Below are 18,501 nucleotides of genomic sequence, written 5' to 3' on the forward strand. Positions count from 1 at the left end.
TCAGTGCCTCTCGACCAGCACCGCGCTGCCCTGGCCCACGCCCACGCACATCGTGGCGAGGCCGCGCGCGGCGCCCGTGCGGCGCATGCGGTGCAGCAGGGTGGTCAGGATGCGGGCGCCGGAGCAGCCGAGCGGGTGGCCCAGCGCGATGGCGCCGCCGCTCGTGTTGACCAGGTCGGGGTCGATGCCGAGCTGGTCGACGCAGGCGAGGGCCTGGGCGGCGAACGCCTCGTTGAACTCGGCCTCCTGCACCTCGCCGATGCTCCAGCCGGCCCGGGCCAGCACCTTGCGGGTGGCCGGGACCGGGCCGATGCCCATGACGTCGGGGTGGACCCCGGCGGAGCCGCCGGCGACGTACTGGCCCATGGACTCCAGGCCCAGCTCGTTGAGGGCCTCCTCGCTGGCCAGGATCAGGCCCGCCGCGCCGTCGTTCATCGGTGAGGCGTTGCCCGCGGTGACCGTGCCGCCGGAGCGGAAGACGGGCTTGAGGCGTGCGAGCTTGTCGTAGGACGTGTCCTCGCGGATGCACTCGTCGGTGTCGACGACCGTGCCGTCCGGGCGCTCGACGGGCAGGAGTTCGTCGTCGAAGTGGCCCAGCTTGCGCGCTTCGGCGGCGCGCTGGTGGCTGCGCAGCGCGAACTCGTCCTGCTGTTCCCGGCTGATGCCGTACCGGGCGGCGACCTCCTCGGCGGTCTCACCCATGGCGAGCAGGCCGTGCAGGTCCTTCATCGCCGGGTTCACCAGCCGCCAGCCGAGCCGGGTGTCGTAGGTCTCCATGCGGTGCGGCAGGGCCTCGTCGGGGCGGGGCAGGACGAAGGGGGCGCGGCTCATCGACTCCGAGCCGCCCGCGATCACGAGGTCGGCCTCGCCCGCGGCGATCGTGCGGGCGGCGGCGGTGACCGCTTCGAGGCCGGAGGCGCACAGCCGGTTGACCGTGGCGCCGGGCACGGTCTCGGGCAGGCCGGCGAGCAGGGCGGCCATGCGGGCGACGTTGCGGTTGTCCTCGCCGGCCTGGTTGGCGGCGCCCCAGTAGACGTCGTCGATCCGGGCGGGATCGAGTGCGGGCACGTCGGCGACCAGGGCGCGGATCACGGCGGCGGCGAGGTCGTCGGGGCGGACGGAGGACAGCGCGCCGCGCAGCTTGCCGATGGGGGTGCGGCGGGCGGCCGCGAAGTGGACGGGACGCACGGAAGGACTCCTGACCGACGGCGCTGTGGACCAGCGAGCTCTTAATTAGCACTGCTAGTTTTGGACTATAGACCGAGGGACCGCTCCCTGGGAAGATCCCCCCTCACAGCTGCGCCGACCCACCGGAGGAGACATGGCCGAGTCGCGCGAACACGTCCTGGCCGGAACCCGCGGCACGATCGTCACCCGCGAGTGGCCGAACCCGCGGGCCCGGTACATCGCCGTCGTCGTCCACGGCTACGGGGAGCACATCGGCCGCTACGAGGGCCTCGCGGACGTACTCCTGGAGCATGGCGCGGCGGTGTACGGGCCGGATCACATCGGGCACGGACGGTCGGCGGGTGAGCGGGTGGTGATCGAGGACTTCGAGGACGTCGTCAGCGACGTGCACGCGGTGGCCCGGCTCGCCCGGGCCGCACACCCCCGGCTGCCCGTGGTGATGGCCGGCCACTCCATGGGCGGCCTGATCGCCTCCCGCTACGCCCAGCGGTACGGCGACGACCTGGCCGCGCTGGTGCTGTCCGGGCCGGTGATCGGGGCCTGGGAGACCCCCGAGCGGCTGCTCGCGCACGCCGCGCGGCACGGCGAGATCCCCGACGTCCCGATCAGCCCGGCCGCGCTCTCCCGCGACCCGGCGGTCGGGGCGGCGTACGCGGCGGACCCGCTGGTGTGGCACGGGCCGATGAAGCGGCCGACGCTCGAGGCGTTCGTGCGCACGCTGGAGAGGGTGGCGAAGGGCGGTGACGTGGGGCGGCTGCCGGTGCTGTGGCTGCACGGCGACGACGACCGGCTCGTCCCGCTGCCGGGCAGCCGGATCGGCGTGGAGCGGCTGGCCGGTGACGGCGGCCCGACCGAGCGGGTCTACCGCGGCGCGCGGCACGAGGTCTTCCATGAGACCGACAGGGACGAGGTGTTCGCCGAGGTCACGGGCTTCCTGGACAAGGTGCTCACACCCTGAGACACCCCGAGACACCCCGGCGGGCATCCCGGACGCCTCCCGGTTTGGCCGCCGTACCGCCAGGGCACCCGCCCCTCTTCGCAGACGACGTGAGGAGGAGAAGCGCGCCATGACCGTGGTGAAGAGCACGCTGCCCGACGACGCCCGCCGTGTCACCGGCCAGGCCCTGCAGGAGACCCTCGTTGACCTGCTCGGCCTGTCACTGGTGGCAAAGCAGGCGCACTGGAACGTCGTGGGGCCGCGGTTCCGCTCGATCCACCTCCAGCTGGACGAGGTGGTCGAAGCCGCGCGTGGCTTCGCCGACACCGTGGCGGAGCGTGCCGCGGCGCTGGGCGTGACACCGGACGGCCGTCCCGAGACCGTCGCCGCCGCCTACGGGCTGCCCGGCGCGAAGGACGGCCGGCTGCGCGACACGGAGGTCGTGGGGCTGATGGTGCAGTCGCTCGAAGAGGCCGTCACCCGGCTGCGGGACCGCATCGAGGTCACCGACAAGCCCGACCCGGTCACCCAGGACCTGCTCATCGGCATCACCGCCGAGCTGGAGAAGCAGCGGTGGATGTTCGAGGCGGAGAACTTCCCGCAGGACTGACCGGGGCACGCCGTCCCGGCCCGCCACCCCGGTACCCATGCAACGCCACGAAAGGGGCAGCTGATGACCGACGCCCTCGAACTCGACGCGCTGTGGGAGGACTTCCACCGCGCGGTGAACATGACCTCGGCCGAGCTGGCCGCCTGGCTGAAGGTGCGGGACGCCGCCGAGGACACCGAGCCCCTGCCGGAGCAGGCGGGGAGCCCGACCGGGCAGCACGTGCTGGCCATCCTGCAGAAGCGGCGCACCGACCTGACGGAGGACGACCTGCGGGTGATGCGCAAGGTCGTCGACACGGTGGACGAGGAGGCCGACGTGGAGAACGAGCCGGAGGCCGCGGACACCCGCCGCCGGCACCGGCTGATGACGATCGGGCACGACCCGCTGAAGCCATGAGCCTGCGGCGCTCTCGCCGGTGCGGCGCGGTGCGTCGTTCCGGTGCGGCGCGCGGGGGTGCTCGCCCCCTTCCGGCGGCCCGTGCGGGTGCGTGCGTCGGGGCGGTTCGCGCCGTTCCCCACGTCCCGCCCGGGCCGCCGTACGCGCGTGCCGCTCAGGTCGCCAGGCGGGTGAGGGCCGCGGCGATCAGTGTCTGGACACCTGGCAGCAGGACCGCCGGATCGGGGGCGAACAGGGGGCTGTGGTTGCCGGGGACGTTGCCGAACTTCTCGGCGAGCTCCTCGCCGGGGGCCGCATCCCACACCGGGGCCGGTGTCGAGGTGACGTACCAGTAGTCGTAGGGCACACCCTCGGGTGCCAGCAGGGAGAAGTCCTCGCTGCCCATGGCCGGGCCGAAGTCGAAGACGGTGTGGTCGCCGAAGAGCGCGCGGTGCGCGGCGGCGATCTCGCCGTCCAGGGCCGCGTCGTTGACGGTGTTCGGGTAGCCCGGGTGCACGGTCACCTCGGGCGGGAGCGGGCAGCCGGCCGCTGCGCACTCCCCCTCCACTATCCGCCGGACAGCGGTGAGGACGCGTTCGCGTACCGCGGCGTTCTGGCTGCGCAGGTTCAGGGCGAGCCGGGCCTCGCCGGGGATGATGTTGTGCTTCGTACCGGCATGGAACTGGCCCACCGTCAGCACCGCCGACTCCTTCGCGGCCACCTCACGGGCGACCACGGTCTGCAGCCGGGTGACGACGTACGCCGCCGTCACGACGGGATCGACGGTGGACTCGGGGCGTGAGCCGTGGCCGCCGACGCCGTGCACGACCACGTCGATGTCGTCCGCGGCGGACATGGTGAGACCGGGGGTGTGCGGGTAGAACCCGGCCGGGCCGGGGGCGACGTGCTGGCCGAACAGGACGTCGGGGCGCGGGAAGCGCTCGTGCAGGCCGTCCGCGACCATCGCGCCCGCTCCCCCGCCGCTCTCCTCGGCGGGCTGGCCGATCACGACGAGCGTGCCCGACCAGGTGGCACGGGCCGCCGCGAGGGCCTCGGCGGCCCCGGCCAGCCAGGTGACGTGCAGATCATGACCGCAGGCGTGCATCACTGCGTCCACGCTCGAGGCGTAGGGCAGCCCGGTCGCCTCCCGCACCGGCAGCGCGTCCATGTCACCGCGCAGCCACACCACCGGCCCGTCACCGTTGCTGAGCACGCCCACCACGCCGGTGCGGGCGACCCCCTCGGTCACCGCGTATCCGGCCGCGCGCAGCCGTGCGGCGAGCCTGCCCGCGGTGCGGTGCTCCTGGAAGGCGAGCTCGGGATGACGGTGCAGGTCGCGGTAGAAGTCCTCGAGCTCCGCGGCCTTCACCGCCTCGCTCACCTCGCGCGTCCGTCGGGCCACGGCGGGCGGATCGATCATGCTGCTGCCTCCTCGTGATCGGCTGCGGCGATTCTCGACGGCCGGAGGGGGCCGGCTCCAGCCCCCGTGCTCGTGCGGCGGTACTGCCCGGTGACAGCGGGGTGAAAATATGGAAACGGCCGGTTCTTTTCCATCCCGGCGCACACTCCGCGTCATAGGTTGTGGCACAGATCACGTGTGCGAAACCCGAAAGGACGGCGGTCACCGATGTCCGGAGTCCAGGACGAAGCCCTTGGCTCAGCCACAGCGTCTTCCGGCTACACCCAGCGGCTCGCGCGGCTGGAAAAGGCCGGTATCAGACGGCTGCTGCCCACCCAGGCCCCGTACCGGTGGAATCTGCGGCGTCTGCGCCTGGGCCGGGTGCTCGACGTGGGCTGCGGCCTCGGCCGCAACCTGCTGAACTGCGGACCCGACAGCGTCGGCGTCGACCACAACGCCCACTCCGTGGCCGTGTGCCGTGAGCGCGGGCTGACCGCGTACACGCCGGAGGGGCTGGCCGAGGCGCCCGGCTGCGGTCCCGGCTCGTTCGACAGCCTGCTGTGCGCGCACGTCCTGGAGCACATGGCGGAGGACCTCGCGCAGAGTGTGCTGCAGCAGTACCTGCCGCTGGTCCGGCCGGGCGGGAAGGTCGTGCTGATCACGCCGCAGGAGGCCGGGTTCAAAAGCGACGCCACGCATGAGCGCTTCGTCGGCTTCGAGGAACTGGACCGGCACGCGCAGCAGGCGGGGATCACCGTGGCGCGGACGTACTCCTTCCCCTTCCCCCGGGCCCTCGGCACCGTCTTCCCGTACAACGAGTTCGTGCTGGTCGGCCGGGTCGCCGGCTGAGCGGCTACGGCAGGTGCAGGAAGCGTGCGATGGTGCGCAGGACGCCGTTGTCGTTGTTCGACGGGGCCAGGTGCCGGGCACGGCGGACGACCTCCGGGTGAGCGCCGGTCATCGCGAAGGACCACTCGGCGGCGTCCAGCATCTCCAGGTCGTTGAGGTAGTCGCCGAACACCATGGTCTGGGCCGGGGTGATGCCCAGCTCGCCCTGCAGGCGGCGGACGGCGGCGCCCTTGTCGGCGGTGCGGTTCATCACGTCCACCCAGTGCTCGCCGGAGACGACGACCTTGTGGGTGGCGGTGAAGTCGGCGAGCCCGGGGGCGGTGCCGTGCTCGGCGGAGCCGAAGTCGTACAGGGCGACCTTGATGAAGTCGTCGTCGACGGCGGTGACGTCCGGCACGACGCGGTGCTCGGCGTAGTACTTGCGCACCTCGGCCAGGAACGGCTCGTCGGTGCGCTCGACGTACGCGGCCCACTTGCCGCACAGCACGGCGCCGACGTCGACGCCGCCGGCCGCGAGGCGGCGGGCCGCGCCGACGACACGGACGGCGGCCTCCCGCTGCAGCGGGTCGGAGCTCAGCTCGACGCCGTCGCGTACGACGTAGGTGCCGTTCTCGGCGATGAACACCATGCCCTCGGCGACGTCCGCGAACTGACGCTCCAGGGTGGCGTACTGACGTCCGCTCGCCGGGCTGAACAGCACGCCCCGCTCGCGCAGCAGCTGCAGCGTGCGCCACAGGCCGGGCGGAATCTGCTTGTCGTCGTCCAGGAGCGTGCCGTCCATGTCGGTGACGATCAGCCGGATGTCGGCGGGGACCTCACCCAAGCGGGGCTCGGGGGTGCTGACCAGGGGGGCGCTGCTGTACGGCATGTCCTGCTCTCGGTCGGGGGCGTCCTTTCCACCCTACGGGAGGCGTCCGCGCGCCCCGTGTCGCGATTTCCCGGGACAGGGTGATCACCGGACGGCACAATGAGGCGGCGACGCCCGGTGCGACGAGGAGGATGCGATGACCACCCTTGCCGATCCCGTCCCCGGTGGACGCCCCGGTGATGTCGAACGGGCCACCGCGCTGGCCGGTGAGCTGTCGGGGCGCGGTGTGCACGGCGTCGTGCTGGCGTACGTCGACACCGCGGGCGTCACCCGGATCAAGACGGTTCCGACCGCGAAGCTCGCCTCGGCGGCGGCATGGGGTGTCGGCATGTCCCCGGTGTTCGACACCTTCCTGGCCGGTGACGGCATCGCCACCACCGATGTACTGGGCTCCCCCGACGGTGATCTGCGGCTCTTCCCCGACCTGCACCACCTCACGGTGCTGGCCGGGCAGCCCGGGTGGGCGTGGGCGCCCGTCGACCGGATCACCCAGGACGGGAAGCCGCATCCCGGGTGCAGCCGGACCTTCCTGCGCCGGATCACCGCCGACGCGGCCCGCGCGCACGGGCTGTCCTTCCGCGCCGCGATCGAGATCGAGTGGTCGGTGGGGCTGGGCTCGGCACCCGACGGGACGTTCCTGCCCGCCGCCACCGGCCCCGCCTACGGCGCCGACCGGCAGGTGGAGCTGGGCGACTACCTCGCCGATCTGCTGGCCGCCTGCCACGCGCAGGGCGTGGACGTCGACCAGTTGCACCCCGAGTACGCCGCCGGCCAGTTCGAGATCTCCGTCGGCGCCCTCGACCCGGTGGCGACGGCCGACCGCAGCGTGCTGGTCCGGCACACGATCCGCGCGGTGGCCCGGCGGCACGGGCTGCGGGTGTCGTTCGCGCCTGCCGTGCTCGCCGAGGGCGTCGGCAACGGCGGACACGTCCACCTCTCCGCCTGGCGGGCCGGGGACAACCTGCACACGGGCGGCGAAGGCCGGTACGGGATGACGGCCGGCGGCGAGTCCTTCGCGGCGGGCCTCCTCGGCCATCTGCCCGGCCTGACCGCGGTGACCGCGCCGAGCCCCGCGAGCTATCTGCGGCTGAAGCCCTCCCAGTGGGCGGGGGTGTACACCGCCTGGGGCCTGGAGACCCGCGAATGCGCCCTGCGGGTGATCGCCGGCATGGCGGGCCGCCGCGCGACGGACGCGAACGTCGAGGTCAAACCCGTCGACCTGGCCGCCAACCCCTACCTCGCCCTGGGCTGTCTGCTCGCCGCCGGGCTGGACGGCCTCGTCTCGGGCGCCGTCCTGCCCGAGGAGGTCACGGGCGACCCGGCGCTGCTGCCGGCCGACGAGGCGGCGAAGCGGGACGTGCACCGGCTGCCGGTGTCCCTGACGGAGGCGGTGGACCGGTTCCGGGCGGACACGGTGCTGCGCGAGGCGCTCGGCCCGGTCCTCGCCGACGCGGTCGTCGCCGTCCGCGAAGGAGAGGTGGCCGCCGTGGCGGGGCTGGACGACGCGCGGGTCGCCGCGGCCTACCGGTGGCGGTACTGACCATGGGCGCCGTCGCCGACGCGCTCGCCACGCTGCCGCTGGTGGACCACCACTGCCACGGCGTCGTCGCGACCGACCTGGAACGGGCCGGCTTCGAGACCCTGCTCACCGAGGGTGACCGCTGGCCCGGGATGTCGTCCTTCGACACACCAGTCGGGCTCGCCGTGCGCCGGTACTGCGCTCCCCTGCTGGACCTGGAACGGCACGCCCCGCCGGACGCGTACCTGGCACGCCGGGCCGAGCTGGGCGCGCGGGAGGTGAACCGGCGCTTCCTCGCCGCCGCGCGTACGGAGGTGTTCTGCGTCGACACCGGTTTCGCGCCCGCGGGAGCCGTCGGCCCCGCCGAGGCGGCCGGAGCCGCGGTGGCGTACGAGGTGGTGCGGCTGGAGTCGGTCGCCGAGGCGGTGGCCGCGCACGGGGTCGAAGCGGACGCCTACGCCGACGCGTTCCGTGCGGCCGCCCAGGGGGCCGTAGGGCGGCCGGGCGTGGTCGCCGTGAAGTCGGTCGCGGCCTACCGCACCGGTTTCGCGCTGGACCCGGCCCGCCCCACGGACGCGGAGGTCACCGCGGCGGCCGCGGACTGGCTGCCGCACGGCGGCCGGCTCACCGACCCGGTGCTGGTACGGCATCTGCTGTGGACGGCCGTCGACCTGGGACTGCCGCTCCAACTGCACGTCGGCTTCGGCGACAACGACCTGCGGCTGCACCGCTCTGACCCCGCGCTGCTGACGGACTGGCTGCACCTGATGGCAGGAACGATTCCCGTCCTGCTGCTGCACTGCTGGCCCTACCAGCGGCAGGCCGCGTACCTGGCCGCGGTGTTCGAGCAGGTCTACCTGGACGTCGGCCTCACCCTGCACCACGTCGGCCCGGCCCGCGCGCGTGCGGTGCTGGCCGAGGCCCTGGAGATCACGCCGTTCCGCAAGCTGCTGTACAGCTCCGACGCCTGCGGTGTGGCCGAGTTCTACGCACTCGGGGCGCTGGCCTTCCGGCGGGGGCTGGCCGAGCTGCTCGACGAGCGGGTGGCCGCCGACGAGCTGAGCCTGCCGGACGCGCTGCGCATCGCCGAGTGGGCGGGAGCACACAACGCCCGCCAGGTCTACCGCCTTTCCGGTCCCTCCTGAAAGTATGATCAAGCAATGTCTGACATGACCGAAACCACGCCCGGTTGGCTGTCCTCCGACGAGCTGGAGCAGGCGCGGGCGCGCATGCCGATCCTGTACGTGGAGGCCGTGCCCGTCCGGGTCGACGACAGCGGCGAAGTCACCCGGATCGGCCTGCTGCTGCGCATCGGGCCGGACGGAACGGTCAGCCGGACACTGGTCTCCGGCCGGGTCCTGCACCACGAGCGGGTGCGTGACGCCCTGCTGCGCCACCTGGAGAAGGACCTCGGGCCGGTGGCGCTGCCCCGCATCCCGGCCTCGCTCCAGCCGTTCACGGTCGCCGAGTACTTCCCCACGCAGGGCATCACGCCGTACCACGACCCCCGGCAGCACGCGGTGTCCCTCGCCTACATCGTGCCGGTGACCGGGGACTGCCGGCCGCGTCAGGACGCCCTGGACCTGGTCTGGTTCGACCCGCACGAGGCGGCCTCGCCGGGCGTGCAGAGCGAGATGCCGGGCGGCCACGGCTTCCTGCTCCGCCAGGCCCTGGCCCACCTGGGCCTGCCGCACTGACGCCCGGCGTTCTCAGGGCATTCCCGGTCAGTGGTCGTCACCGTTCGCCCCAGACGATGAGGCGGTGCGTGTAGGCACGGGTCAGCGGGTCGCGGTCCGCGCACGTGGTGAGGGTGATCCGCGCCTTGTCCGGCTTGACGCCGGGCTTGTTGGGGACCGGCAGGACGACACCGACGTCGGTCGGTTCCACCGTCCTGGTGCCGGTGACGTGGTAGGTGTACGTCCGCCCGCGCCATGCGACGACGAGTGCGTCGCCGCGCACCAGCGTGTTCAGCTTCCGGAAGGGCTCGCCCCAGCCCGTGCGGTGGCCGGCGACCGCGAAGTTGCCGACCTCGCCGGGCATCGCGGAGCCCGGATAGTGTCCCGGCCCCTTGGCGAGATCGTTCTGGGTGACGCCCTCGACGATCACCGGGTGATACGCGGAGCCGAATCTCGGGATGCGCAGGACGGCGAGCGCGGATGCGTCCCGGGGACGTGGCTCCGCCCGCGTCCTCGATGGCCCGGTGGCGACGGCCGGCTGGTCGCGCCCGGCCACGGGGTGTGCGAGCTGGGCGCGAAGGTCTCGCTGGGCTCGGCCGTAGGCCTGGTCGTGCTGCCGGTTCTGGTAGGTGGCGAGACCCGCCACCAGCAGACCGGCAATGATCAGAGCCGTACCGAACAGACGGATCAGTGTCCGCATGGTGCTCGTCCTCGCCGTCTTGGCGGGGCCGCCGGGCAGGCGGCCCCGCCTCGGGTGTGTGCCGGCGACGCTCTAGGTGTCGTTGTCGTGCGTCCTGCGCGGAACCAGCCGCAGCACGGCGAATCCCGCCGAGACGAGGACGAACATCACGACCCAGAACCAGATGCTGTCCACCCCGCCGGTGACGGGCAGGAGGCCCGCACCGACGCCGGCGGAAGCAGCGGTTCCTGCGCCTGTGTAATCCGCCATGAGGTGCTCCTTTCGCGTGCGCAGCGGCCGATCCCATATGGACAACTGCACGGAACAAGAGACGATCGGGGAAAGGGAAAGCACGTCCGAAGGAAACCTCGGGTCCATGGAGTACACGTGCTTCGGAAGGGATGTATCGACGGCGATCGTTCACGCCGCGACGATGGCTTGTTTACACCGTAGCGCCGCTTGTTTACGCCGTATACGTACAACCTTCTCCCCTTGTGCCGCCGACGTCAAGCGGAGCGGCGTTCACGCGGGGCCCTGCGACGCGGGCGGACCCACGAGGCGGTCGAGCAGCGCGTCGAGGCCGACGGCGAGCCCTTCCGGCCCGCTCGGCTCGGCGGCCGTGACGGCCTGGAGTTCGGGCAGTTCCTCCGGTGGGTCCATGAGACACAGGTCCACAGCGGGATAACCGTGGATCCAGGCGAGGCAGGCCCGGAACACCAAGGGGATGCGACGCTCGTCGAGCCCGGCCTCCCGCAACAGCGCGAGCACCGCCAGGTGCTGCTTGCGGACGACGGGCGGCCGGCGGGCCAACGGCACCTCCAGCACCCGGACGGTCAGCAGCGGCGCGGCACGGGGATGGGCCTGGCAGATCTCGTATGCCGTGCGGGCGATGCGATGCAGGCCGGCGCGCCACGACTCCGCGCCGCCCGCCCAGTCCGCCCGCTCCTCGGCGGCCCGGCGCTCCGCCTGTTCGCGGTACAGCCCCTCGACCAGGCCGTCGAGCAGCTCCTCCTTGCTCGCCGCGTGCCGGTAGAGCGCCATCGCCTCCACGCCGAGTTCGGCACCCAGACGGCGCATGCTCAGCGCCGCGAGCCCCTCGCGGTCCACCAGTTCCAGGACGCCGGCCAGCACGCGCTCCCGGCTCAGGCGACCGTAACCGCCACCCCGTCGCGTGGCCGCCATTGCGCACCTCCTCTGGATGCCCGGCGCACCTGGCTCGTGTTGACTGCGCACCCTCCTCGCTTAATAGTGTACGTATACGACGTAAACATTCATCTCGGAACACATCCGGGTCGCTGACGGAAGGCGGACGTCATGTCTCGCACCGAGGGCCACAGCGTTGCCGCCGACGCCCCGCAACAGGTGGTGGTGGTCGTTCCCGCCTACAAGGAAGTCGAGTCGCTGCCGCGCGTTCTCGACGCGCTGAGCCGGCAGACGCGTCCGGCGGACCGCGTGGTGGTGACCCTCGACCCCTACCGGGACCGGCGGACGACAGCCGAACTGGAGCGCATCGGCCGCCGCGCGGGCGCCGAGGTGCGGCACTCGGTCGGAAACCGGCACAAGAAGGCGGGCAATCTCAACGGGGCGCTCGCCGAACTGCTGCCCACCCTGGCGGACGACGACGCGGTGCTGGTGCAGGACGCCGACACCTACCTCGATCCCCACTTCATCGAAGTGACGCACGCCGGACTCCGCCAGGGTTACGGCGCGGTGGGTGGCAATTTCCGCGGCCGTTCGGGCGGCGGACTGTGCGGTGCGTTCCAGCGCAACGAATACGTCCGCTACGCCCGTGACACCGCACGCAAGCGGGGGAAGGTCCTGTGCCTCACCGGCACCGCCTGCCTGTTCCGGGTGGCGGCACTGAGGGACGTCCTGACCGCGCGTCGCGACGGACAGCTGCCGGCCGCGGACGGCGTCTACGACACCAAGGTGCTGACCGAGGACAACGAACTCACCCTCGCCCTCAAACACCGCGGATGGCGCGTCGTCGCCCCCTCCCGCGCCACCATGACGACGGAGGTCATGCCGACCTGGGGCGACCTGGCCAGGCAAAGACTGCGCTGGAAGCGCGGAGCGCTGGAGAACCTGTTCGACTACGGGCTGACGCGCCACACCTGCGAAGGGTGGGTCAGACAACTGGTCGCCCTGATGGGCACGGCCGTGTCGGGCATCTACATCGGGGCCATCCTGTGGTACCTCGCCAGCGGCACCGGAGTGCACCTCGCACCGTTCTGGCTGGCCCTCACCGGGTTCTACGCCATCGAGCGCGCGATCACCGTGAAGGCCCGGGGATGGCGAGTGGCGGCCACCTCGATGCTGGTCGTACCCGAGTGGTTCTACGACCTGTTCCTGCAGGGAGTGCACATCCGGGCGCTGACGGAGTCGGCGTTGCGCCGGGAACGCACCTGGTAGGCGGGGCGATTGCCGGAAACGCAGAAGAGGCCGCTTCGGCATCTCGCCGAAACAGCCTCCGACTCGCGACTTCGCGAAGTCGGGACGACAGGATTTGAACCTGCGACCCCTTGACCCCCAGTCAAGTGCGCTACCAAGCTGCGCCACGTCCCGTTGCCCGTCTGACCTGGGGTTTCCCCCGGACGAACGGACAGGGAAACAATACCGCACTCGCGTCGGTGGTCGCGCGCCCCTTTCCGGCGGGCCGCGCCGGGTGCCCCCCGGAGGGGCCGGCCTTGACCTCAAGTCCGCTTGAGGTTGCACGCTCGTCGGCATGACGATCACCGAGGAAGAGGTCCGCCGGTACGGCTACGCCGACCTGCCCGGACTCATGGGTCTGATGACCGGCGACGAGAAGCACGGGCCGGCCGCCACCTCCACGCTGGACGTGCTGTGGGTGCTCTACGACCGGGTGCTGAGGGTCGCGCCGGACCGGCTCGACGACCCGGCGCGGGACCGGTTCCTGCTGTCCAAGGGGCACGGGCCGATGGCGTACTACGCGGTGCTGGCCGCGAAAGGGTTCGTGCCGGTGGAGTGGCTGACCGGCTTCGGGTCGTACGACTCGCCGCTCGGGCACCACCCGGACCGGATGCTGGTGCCGGGCGCCGAGATCGGCAGCGGCTCGCTCGGGCACGGGCTGCCGATCGCCGTCGGCGCCGCGCTCGGCCTGCGCGCGCAGGGTCTGCCCGAACCGGCGGTGTGGGTGCTGACCGGGGACGCCGAACTGGACGAGGGCAGCAACCACGAGGCGATCGCGTTCGCCGGGCCGGCCGGTCTTGACCGGCTGCACACGGTCGTGATCGACAACGCCTCCGCCAGCCATGCCCGGCCCGGCGGTATCGCGGCCCGCTTCGAGGCCGCGGGCTGGTCCGCGGTCACCGTGGACGGCCGCGACCACGACGCGCTGTACGCCGCGTTCACCGCACCCCATCCGGGCCGCCCGCACGTCGTGGTGGCCCGTGTCGAGCCGAAGTACGCCTGATCCCGGTCCCTCCGACCCCGAAAGGAAGAGCTCTCATGGAGACCATGCGCGAGCGGTTCGCCCCTGTGCTCACCCGGCTGCTGGACGAAGACCCGCGGGTCGCCGTCGTGCTCGCCGAGATCGGAAAGGACGGTTTCACCGAGGCGATGCGCCGCCATCCGGACCGGGTGGTCAACGTCGGCATCCGCGAGCAGCTGCTGGTCGGCGCGGGCGCCGGTCTGGCACTGACCGGGCTGCGGCCGGTGGTGCACACCTTCGCCAGTTTTCTGGTGGAGCGGCCCTTCGAGCAGGTGAAACTGGACCTCGGGCACCAGGGGCTCGGCGCCGTCCTGGTCAGCGCGGCCGCCTCGTTCGACTGGCCGGCGGGCGGGTTCACCCACATGGCGCCGGGGGACGTGGCGCTGCTGGACACGCTGGACGGCTGGACCGTGCACGTTCCGGGCCATCCCGACGAGGCCGAGACCCTGCTGCGGCACGCCGTCGCGGCGGGCGACGACAAGGTGTACGTGCGGTTGTCGGTGCAGGCGAACGCCCAGGGGCGGCCGGTCGACGGGGAGCGGTTCCTGACGGTGCGGGAGGGCAGCGCGGGCGTCGTCGTCGCGGTGGGGCCCCTGCTGGACGCCGTACTGGAAGCGACCGAGGGCCTCGACGTGACCGTGCTGTACGCGACGACTGTGCGGCCCTTCGACACGGCGGCCCTGCGCCGGGCGGCAGACGCGGCCCGGCCGGACGTCGTGCTGGTCGAGCCGTATCTGGCGGGCACCTCGACGGCCGCGGCCGACGACGCCCTGGCCGACCTGCCGCACCGGGTGCTGGGGCTCGGCGTGGGGCGGCGCGAGCTGCGGCGCTACGGGACCGTCGAGGAGCACGTGGCCGCACACGGCCTGGACGCCGCCTCGCTGCGCGAACGGATCGCTGGGTTCCTGCGGCCGGCCGGCTGAGTGGCCTGTCAGCCGTGTTCCGTCCGCGTCGGCCGGGGTATCGCCGTCCCGGCCTGCGGGGGCGTGTCGGCGCGGACCAGGTCGCGTATCGCGGGCACCGACAGCAACGCCAGCGCGACGACGACACTGGTCGCCGCGGACACCAGCAGCACGGGGTCGGCGCCCAGTGCCGAGGCGGCGGGGCCGGACAGGGCCTGGCCGACGGGCAGCATGGCGAGGGAGCCGGCGACGTCGTAGGCGTGGATGCGGTTGAGGACGTCGGCGGGGACCTGGGTCTGCACACTGGTCGCCCACATCACGCCCCAGAACGACATCGCCGCCCCGGCGACCGCGGCCCCGGCCGCCATGGCGGGGACCCCGAGGCCCGCGCCGACGCTCGCCGGGAAGGCGACGAAGCCGAACAGCGCGATCGCCCCGGCGCGCAGCATGCGGCGCGGGCGCAGCCGCAGCGCCAGCAGTCCGCCGACCACGGTGCCGGCGCCGAGGGCGGAGTTGACCAGGCCGTAGGCACGCGGCCCGTGGTGCCGCACCACCTCGGCGGCGACCAGGGGAACGCTGGGGCCCCAGACGGCGATCATGTACAGACACCAGACGGCGATCACGCCCCACAGCCATGTGCGGGCCCCAGCCTTCGACGAGATCGGCCCGGAAGGCGCGAGCGCCCCGCCGGGGTGAGCGGTCGCCGTGCGCGAGCGGGGGCATGCGGATCAGCAGCAGGCACAGGGCGCTGACCGCGTAGGTGGCGGCGTGCGCGGCGAACACGCCGCCGGGTGAGGCGAAGCCGACGAGCAGGCCGGCGAGCGCGGGGCCGGCGAGCTGGGCGGCGGACTCGGCGATGCGGATGGCGCCGTTGGCGCCCTGGATGTCGGCGGCGAGACGGGGCACGGTACTGGCCACGCCGGGCTGGAAGACCGCGCCCGCGACCCCGCCCGCGAAGCCGATCGCGCAGATCTCCCACAGCACCACGTGGTCGGCGAAGAACAGCGCGGCGGCCAGGGACTGGGTGCCCAGCCTGATCAGGTCGGCGCCGATCATCAGCTTGCGGGTGGAGAAGCGGTCGGCGATGACCCCGCCGAAGACGACGAGCCCGGCGAACGCGGCGGCGGTCGCGGCCATGGCGAGTCCGACCGCGCCGGCGCCGTACCCGTGCTGGAGCAGTCCCGCGGCGAGGGCCACCGGCAGCATGGTGTCGCCCAGCCGGGCCACGGCCCGCGCCACGAAGAACAGCGCGAAGTCCCGCGACCACACGCCTCCCCCGCCGCTCACCACCGCGGTCCCGGTGTCACCGGCTCCTCCCGCGCCGCACCCCGTCGCGGACCCCGCGTCAGCCACCCCAGGCCCTCCCCTCCCGGTGTCCTGTGGCAGCCGGAGCCCCCTCCGCTCCGGCTGCCGTCACTGCCGTCACTGCCGTCACTGGCGTCGGATCATGCCATCCGCCACTGACAACGCCGCGGGAATTTCCGCCCCGTGGTCATTCCGGGGCCGGCTGCCCCCACTCCGGGTAGGACTCCAGCAGTCGCGGTGGGGCCGCCTGGCGCCAGGAGTCGGTGAGGATGTCGCGCAGCTCCCGCTCGTCCTCCAGCGCCCCGAGCCTGACCCGGATCCAGGCGAACTGCGCCTCGTGCCCGGCGATCCAGAACTTCTCCGGCTCGGCCAGCACCAGTTCGTCGCGCTCCTCCTTCGGGCAGCGCACCGCCATCGAGGTCTCGTCCTCGGGCAGCGTGGCGAACATCTTTCCCGCGACCCGGAACGTGGGCATGCTCCAGGCGGTCTTCTCCGTCGTGTCCGGCAGGGACAGCGCGACACGGCGTACGTCTTCGGCATCCGGCATGGCAGGAACCGTAACCGCTGCCACTGACACTCACCCGCCGGCGCCGGCCGCCCCGACCTGCTTGTAGTACAGGGTCGTCGGACGCAGTACGCCGTCGGGGCTCGCCGCGTAGTCGGGGATCGTCCCGGCGCGGGTCCAGCCGGCCGAGCGGTACAGGGACTCGGCGGGGCTGCCGGTCTCGGTGTCCAGGTGCAGCAGCGTGATCCCGGCCGCGACGGCGGCCTCCTCGGCGGTGGCCAGCAGGGCGCGGCCGAGTCCGCGGCCGCGCGCGCCGGGGTGGACCATCAGCTTGACGATCTCCGCGCGGTGACGGCTGTTGGGTTTGTCGGGCAGGGCGAGGCTCACGGTGCCGGCCGGCCGCCCCGCGTCGTACGCGACCCACACGGTGAGCCGTCCGGCGGCCACGGCCTGTGCGCGCTCCCGCCACCAGGCGACGGCCTCGGCCGGTTCCAGGGGGCCGAGGAAGCCGATGGAGGCACCCCCGGCCACCGTGTCGACCAGCAGGTCCGCCAACTCCGCGGAGGCGGCGAGGAGGTGCGGGGCGTCCAGGCGTCTCACGGCCGCACCACCGCCAGCAGGTAGCGCACGCCGGTGTCGTCCGCGCAGCGGAACCGGGTGGCCCCCCAGACCCGCATCCGCAGGCAGTCACCGGCTCCGAGCCGGTGCGTGACGTCCTGCGCGGTCACCTCCATCGCCCCCTGAAGCACCCAGATGTGCTGTTCCAGGCCGGCGACGGGCGGGCGGTCGTAGGCGAGGTCGGTGCCGGCGGCGAGGCGGCCCTCCACGAGTTCGCCGCGCAACCCGGTGTGCGGCGGGGACACCGAGCGCCGTACGAAGCCGGCCGAACGGTCCTCCCAGACCGGCTGGTCCGCCGCGCGCACGACGGCGGCGGGCTCCGCCTCGACCTCGCTGAGCAACTGGGACATGGTGCGTCCGTAGACCGCGCACAGGCGGTTCAGCAGGGCGGCGGTGGGGCTGATCTCGGCCCGCTCGGCCCGCGAGAGGGTCGAACGGCTGATGCCGCAGCGCTCGGCCAACTCGCCCAGCGACCAGCCTTGTTCGGTGCGCAGTTCGGCCAGCCGCACTCCGAGCCGCACGTCGACGTCGGCGGCCACGACTTCCGGGTTTCCCATATCCGGGACGTTATCCCGGATATGAGACAGCCGTGTTACGGCGGCCTCACTCCCGTCCGCCGAACTCGTGCGCCTGCCGGCCGGTTCACCTCGCGTCCGGGCGGCCCGTCCCGCCGCTATCCCTCGGCCGCCTCGCCCAGCGCGTCCAGTACCGGGCGGATCAGCGGGTGCTCCTCCGCGCCCCGGCGTACGGCGGCGAAGACGCGGCGGGTCGGCGGTGCGCCGTCGACCGGGCGGACGACGACGCCGGTGAGGTCCATGCCGCGCAGGGCGGAGCGCGGCACGAGGGCCACGCCGGCATCGGCCGCCGCGAGGGCGACGACGGCGCGGAAGTCGTCGGAGGAGTGCTCCATGCGGGGCTGGAAACCGGCGTGCTCGCAGGCCAGGACGACGACGTCGTGGCAGGGGTTGCCGGGGTAAGGGCCGATCCACGGGTCCTTGGCCAAGTCGGCGAGGGGGACCTCGACGGAGTCGGCGAGGCGGTGGCTGACCGGGACGACCGCGTCGAACGGCTCCGCGTAGAGCGGCATGTGGGTGAGGCGGGGGTCGTCGGCGGGCGGCGCGCCGCGGTACTCGACGGCGACCGCCACGTCTACCTGCCGGTCCAGCACCATCGGCAGGCTGGCGTCGCCCTCGGCGTCCTGGACGCGGATGCGGATGCCGGGGGCGGTGCCGGCGAGCCGGGCCACCGCGGGCGCGACGACCAGCGCGATGCCGGTGGCGAAGGCGGCGACGGTGACCGTGCCGGCCTGTCCGGAGCCGTAGGCGGCGAGCTCGGCCTCGGCCCGCTCCAGCTGGGCGAGGACGGCGTTGGTGTGGCTGAGCAGGATCTCACCGGCCGGGGTGAGCCGTACGCCCTTGGCGCCGCGCTCGACCAGGCGGTGACCGGTCTCCTGCTCCAGCGCGGTGAGCTGCTGGGAGACCGCCGACGGGGTGAGGTACAGCGCGGCGGCAGCCGCCGTCACCGTGCGGTGGTCGGCCACCGCACGGAGGATGTGGAGCCGCCGCGCTTCGATCACGGAATCGATTGTCTCAGGTCTGCCGGGCAGGTCGGCGCCGGGCG

At 73.0% G+C, this 18,501-nt stretch carries 20 protein-coding genes, 1 tRNA gene and 1 pseudogene; 10 read left to right on the forward strand and 12 right to left on the reverse strand.

Translation table 11 applies throughout. The features are described from left to right. Positions 1-1,188 carry a thiolase family protein gene (locus ACF1GV_RS07145; protein ID WP_391678771.1) on the reverse strand — a complete coding sequence of 396 codons (1,188 nt, stop codon included), beginning with the start codon at positions 1,186-1,188 and terminating at the stop codon, positions 1-3. Positions 1,189-1,321: 133 nt separating this feature from the next. Between ACF1GV_RS07145 and ACF1GV_RS07150 the strand changes: the two genes are divergently transcribed. The 3 genes from ACF1GV_RS07150 (at position 1,322) to ACF1GV_RS07160 (ending at position 3,131) form a co-directional block, all read left to right on the forward strand. Then, entirely contained in the window at positions 1,322-2,146 is an 825-nt protein-coding gene (locus ACF1GV_RS07150; RefSeq protein ID WP_391678773.1) for an alpha/beta hydrolase, read from the forward strand. A 109-nt stretch (positions 2,147-2,255) separates the two neighbouring features. Then, positions 2,256-2,735: a Dps family protein gene (locus tag ACF1GV_RS07155; protein WP_391678775.1), complete on the forward strand. Its 480-nt coding sequence runs from the start codon at positions 2,256-2,258 to the stop codon at positions 2,733-2,735. A gap of 63 nt (positions 2,736-2,798) precedes the next feature. Beyond that, positions 2,799-3,131 carry a DUF3140 domain-containing protein gene (locus ACF1GV_RS07160; RefSeq protein WP_391678777.1) on the forward strand — a complete coding sequence of 111 codons (333 nt, stop codon included), beginning with the start codon at positions 2,799-2,801 and terminating at the stop codon, positions 3,129-3,131. A 154-nt stretch (positions 3,132-3,285) separates the two neighbouring features. On the opposite strand, the gene ACF1GV_RS07165 is transcribed toward ACF1GV_RS07160, so the two are convergent. Further along, positions 3,286-4,530 carry an amidohydrolase gene (locus tag ACF1GV_RS07165; protein WP_391678780.1) on the reverse strand — a complete coding sequence of 415 codons (1,245 nt, stop codon included), beginning with the start codon at positions 4,528-4,530 and terminating at the stop codon, positions 3,286-3,288. 207 nt (positions 4,531-4,737) lie between these two features. On the opposite strand from ACF1GV_RS07165, the gene ACF1GV_RS07170 reads away from it, so the two are divergent. After that, positions 4,738-5,358: a class I SAM-dependent methyltransferase gene (locus ACF1GV_RS07170; RefSeq protein WP_391678782.1), complete on the forward strand. Its 621-nt coding sequence runs from the start codon at positions 4,738-4,740 to the stop codon at positions 5,356-5,358. Positions 5,359-5,362: 4 nt separating this feature from the next. Here the strand turns inward: ACF1GV_RS07170 and ACF1GV_RS07175 are convergent, their stop codons facing one another. After that, on the reverse strand, positions 5,363-6,226 hold the full coding sequence (locus tag ACF1GV_RS07175; RefSeq protein ID WP_391678784.1) for a Cof-type HAD-IIB family hydrolase: 864 nt from the start codon (positions 6,224-6,226) through the stop codon (positions 5,363-5,365). A 136-nt stretch (positions 6,227-6,362) separates the two neighbouring features. Here ACF1GV_RS07175 and ACF1GV_RS07180 point away from each other — a divergent pair, with 136 nt between their 5' ends. Genes ACF1GV_RS07180 through ACF1GV_RS07190 form a run of 3 tightly spaced genes read left to right on the forward strand, consistent with a single transcriptional unit; the run spans position 6,363 to position 9,442 of the window. Further along, a complete protein-coding gene (locus ACF1GV_RS07180) occupies positions 6,363-7,766 on the forward strand; it encodes a glutamine synthetase family protein (protein ID WP_391678788.1) in 1,404 nt (467 codons plus the stop codon). Positions 7,767-7,768: 2 nt separating this feature from the next. After that, positions 7,769-8,890, forward strand: coding sequence for an amidohydrolase family protein (locus ACF1GV_RS07185; protein WP_391679601.1), 1,122 nt, complete (start codon positions 7,769-7,771; stop codon positions 8,888-8,890). A gap of 15 nt (positions 8,891-8,905) precedes the next feature. Then, the gene (locus tag ACF1GV_RS07190) at positions 8,906-9,442 is read left to right on the forward strand and encodes an NUDIX hydrolase family protein (protein ID WP_391678791.1); all 537 of its coding nucleotides are present in this window, start codon (positions 8,906-8,908) and stop codon (positions 9,440-9,442) included. 37 nt (positions 9,443-9,479) lie between these two features. On the opposite strand, the gene ACF1GV_RS07195 is transcribed toward ACF1GV_RS07190, so the two are convergent. The 3 genes from ACF1GV_RS07195 to ACF1GV_RS07205 all read right to left on the reverse strand — a co-directional run bounded on the left by ACF1GV_RS07195 (position 9,480) and on the right by ACF1GV_RS07205 (position 11,282). Continuing rightward, complete coding sequence (locus tag ACF1GV_RS07195) at positions 9,480-10,121, reverse strand: class E sortase (protein ID WP_391678793.1); 642 nt, start codon at positions 10,119-10,121, stop codon at positions 9,480-9,482. A 72-nt stretch (positions 10,122-10,193) separates the two neighbouring features. Further along, the gene (locus ACF1GV_RS07200) at positions 10,194-10,370 is read right to left on the reverse strand and encodes a hypothetical protein (protein WP_391678795.1); all 177 of its coding nucleotides are present in this window, start codon (positions 10,368-10,370) and stop codon (positions 10,194-10,196) included. Between the two features lie 252 nt (positions 10,371-10,622). Continuing rightward, positions 10,623-11,282, reverse strand: a complete 660-nt coding sequence (locus ACF1GV_RS07205; protein ID WP_391678797.1) for a TetR/AcrR family transcriptional regulator — start codon at positions 11,280-11,282, stop codon at positions 10,623-10,625. Positions 11,283-11,414: 132 nt separating this feature from the next. Here ACF1GV_RS07205 and ACF1GV_RS07210 point away from each other — a divergent pair, with 132 nt between their 5' ends. Continuing rightward, complete coding sequence (locus ACF1GV_RS07210) at positions 11,415-12,512, forward strand: glycosyltransferase (protein ID WP_391678799.1); 1,098 nt, start codon at positions 11,415-11,417, stop codon at positions 12,510-12,512. Positions 12,513-12,591: 79 nt separating this feature from the next. On the opposite strand, the gene ACF1GV_RS07215 is transcribed toward ACF1GV_RS07210, so the two are convergent. After that, a tRNA-Pro gene (locus ACF1GV_RS07215) sits at positions 12,592-12,665 on the reverse strand. A 160-nt stretch (positions 12,666-12,825) separates the two neighbouring features. On the opposite strand from ACF1GV_RS07215, the gene ACF1GV_RS07220 reads away from it, so the two are divergent. Both ACF1GV_RS07220 and ACF1GV_RS07225 read left to right on the forward strand, forming a co-directional pair. Then, positions 12,826-13,533, forward strand: coding sequence for a transketolase (locus tag ACF1GV_RS07220; protein WP_391678801.1), 708 nt, complete (start codon positions 12,826-12,828; stop codon positions 13,531-13,533). 35 nt (positions 13,534-13,568) lie between these two features. After that, the gene (locus ACF1GV_RS07225) at positions 13,569-14,474 is read left to right on the forward strand and encodes a transketolase family protein (RefSeq protein WP_391678803.1); all 906 of its coding nucleotides are present in this window, start codon (positions 13,569-13,571) and stop codon (positions 14,472-14,474) included. An 8-nt stretch (positions 14,475-14,482) separates the two neighbouring features. Here the strand turns inward: ACF1GV_RS07225 and ACF1GV_RS07230 are convergent. The 5 genes and pseudogenes from ACF1GV_RS07230 to ACF1GV_RS07250 all read right to left on the reverse strand — a co-directional run bounded on the left by ACF1GV_RS07230 (position 14,483) and on the right by ACF1GV_RS07250 (position 18,457). Continuing rightward, positions 14,483-15,743: pseudogene (locus ACF1GV_RS07230) on the reverse strand (MFS transporter). A gap of 202 nt (positions 15,744-15,945) precedes the next feature. Further along, positions 15,946-16,305 (reverse strand): MmcQ/YjbR family DNA-binding protein, encoded by a 360-nt coding sequence (locus ACF1GV_RS07235; protein ID WP_391678805.1) that lies wholly within the window; start codon positions 16,303-16,305, stop codon positions 15,946-15,948. Positions 16,306-16,335: 30 nt separating this feature from the next. Next, positions 16,336-16,863 (reverse strand): GNAT family N-acetyltransferase, encoded by a 528-nt coding sequence (locus tag ACF1GV_RS07240; RefSeq protein ID WP_391678808.1) that lies wholly within the window; start codon positions 16,861-16,863, stop codon positions 16,336-16,338. After that, positions 16,860-17,438, reverse strand: coding sequence for a helix-turn-helix domain-containing protein (locus ACF1GV_RS07245; RefSeq protein WP_391678811.1), 579 nt, complete (start codon positions 17,436-17,438; stop codon positions 16,860-16,862). Before ACF1GV_RS07245 ends, ACF1GV_RS07240 begins: the two co-directional genes overlap by 4 nt. A gap of 116 nt (positions 17,439-17,554) precedes the next feature. Next, entirely contained in the window at positions 17,555-18,457 is a 903-nt protein-coding gene (locus ACF1GV_RS07250) for a LysR family transcriptional regulator (protein WP_391678812.1), read from the reverse strand. Positions 18,458-18,501: the final 44 nt, after the last annotated feature.

The sequence above is a fragment of the Streptomyces sp. NPDC014006 genome (assembly GCF_043088925.1).
GTDB lineage: Bacteria > Actinomycetota > Actinomycetes > Streptomycetales > Streptomycetaceae > Streptomyces.

Bases quoted from the DNA above. Each gene is read 5' to 3' on its own strand.
- ACF1GV_RS07150 (WP_391678773.1), top strand. From the start codon at position 1,322: ATGGCCGAGTCGCGCGAACACGTCCTGGCCGGAACCCGCGGCACGATC.
- ACF1GV_RS07155 (WP_391678775.1), top strand. From the start codon at position 2,256: ATGACCGTGGTGAAGAGCACGCTGCCCGACGACGCCCGCCGTGTCACC.
- ACF1GV_RS07160 (WP_391678777.1), top strand. From the start codon at position 2,799: ATGACCGACGCCCTCGAACTCGACGCGCTGTGGGAGGACTTCCACCGC.
- ACF1GV_RS07165 (WP_391678780.1), bottom strand. From the start codon at position 4,530: ATGATCGATCCGCCCGCCGTGGCCCGACGGACGCGCGAGGTGAGCGAG.
- ACF1GV_RS07170 (WP_391678782.1), top strand. From the start codon at position 4,738: ATGTCCGGAGTCCAGGACGAAGCCCTTGGCTCAGCCACAGCGTCTTCC.
- ACF1GV_RS07175 (WP_391678784.1), bottom strand. From the start codon at position 6,226: ATGCCGTACAGCAGCGCCCCCCTGGTCAGCACCCCCGAGCCCCGCTTG.
- ACF1GV_RS07180 (WP_391678788.1), top strand. From the start codon at position 6,363: ATGACCACCCTTGCCGATCCCGTCCCCGGTGGACGCCCCGGTGATGTC.
- ACF1GV_RS07185 (WP_391679601.1), top strand. From the start codon at position 7,769: ATGGGCGCCGTCGCCGACGCGCTCGCCACGCTGCCGCTGGTGGACCAC.
- ACF1GV_RS07190 (WP_391678791.1), top strand. From the start codon at position 8,906: ATGTCTGACATGACCGAAACCACGCCCGGTTGGCTGTCCTCCGACGAG.
- ACF1GV_RS07195 (WP_391678793.1), bottom strand. From the start codon at position 10,121: ATGCGGACACTGATCCGTCTGTTCGGTACGGCTCTGATCATTGCCGGT.
- ACF1GV_RS07200 (WP_391678795.1), bottom strand. From the start codon at position 10,370: ATGGCGGATTACACAGGCGCAGGAACCGCTGCTTCCGCCGGCGTCGGT.
- ACF1GV_RS07205 (WP_391678797.1), bottom strand. From the start codon at position 11,282: ATGGCGGCCACGCGACGGGGTGGCGGTTACGGTCGCCTGAGCCGGGAG.
- ACF1GV_RS07210 (WP_391678799.1), top strand. From the start codon at position 11,415: ATGTCTCGCACCGAGGGCCACAGCGTTGCCGCCGACGCCCCGCAACAG.
- ACF1GV_RS07220 (WP_391678801.1), top strand. From the start codon at position 12,826: ATGACGATCACCGAGGAAGAGGTCCGCCGGTACGGCTACGCCGACCTG.
- ACF1GV_RS07225 (WP_391678803.1), top strand. From the start codon at position 13,569: ATGGAGACCATGCGCGAGCGGTTCGCCCCTGTGCTCACCCGGCTGCTG.
- ACF1GV_RS07235 (WP_391678805.1), bottom strand. From the start codon at position 16,305: ATGCCGGATGCCGAAGACGTACGCCGTGTCGCGCTGTCCCTGCCGGAC.
- ACF1GV_RS07245 (WP_391678811.1), bottom strand. From the start codon at position 17,438: ATGGGAAACCCGGAAGTCGTGGCCGCCGACGTCGACGTGCGGCTCGGA.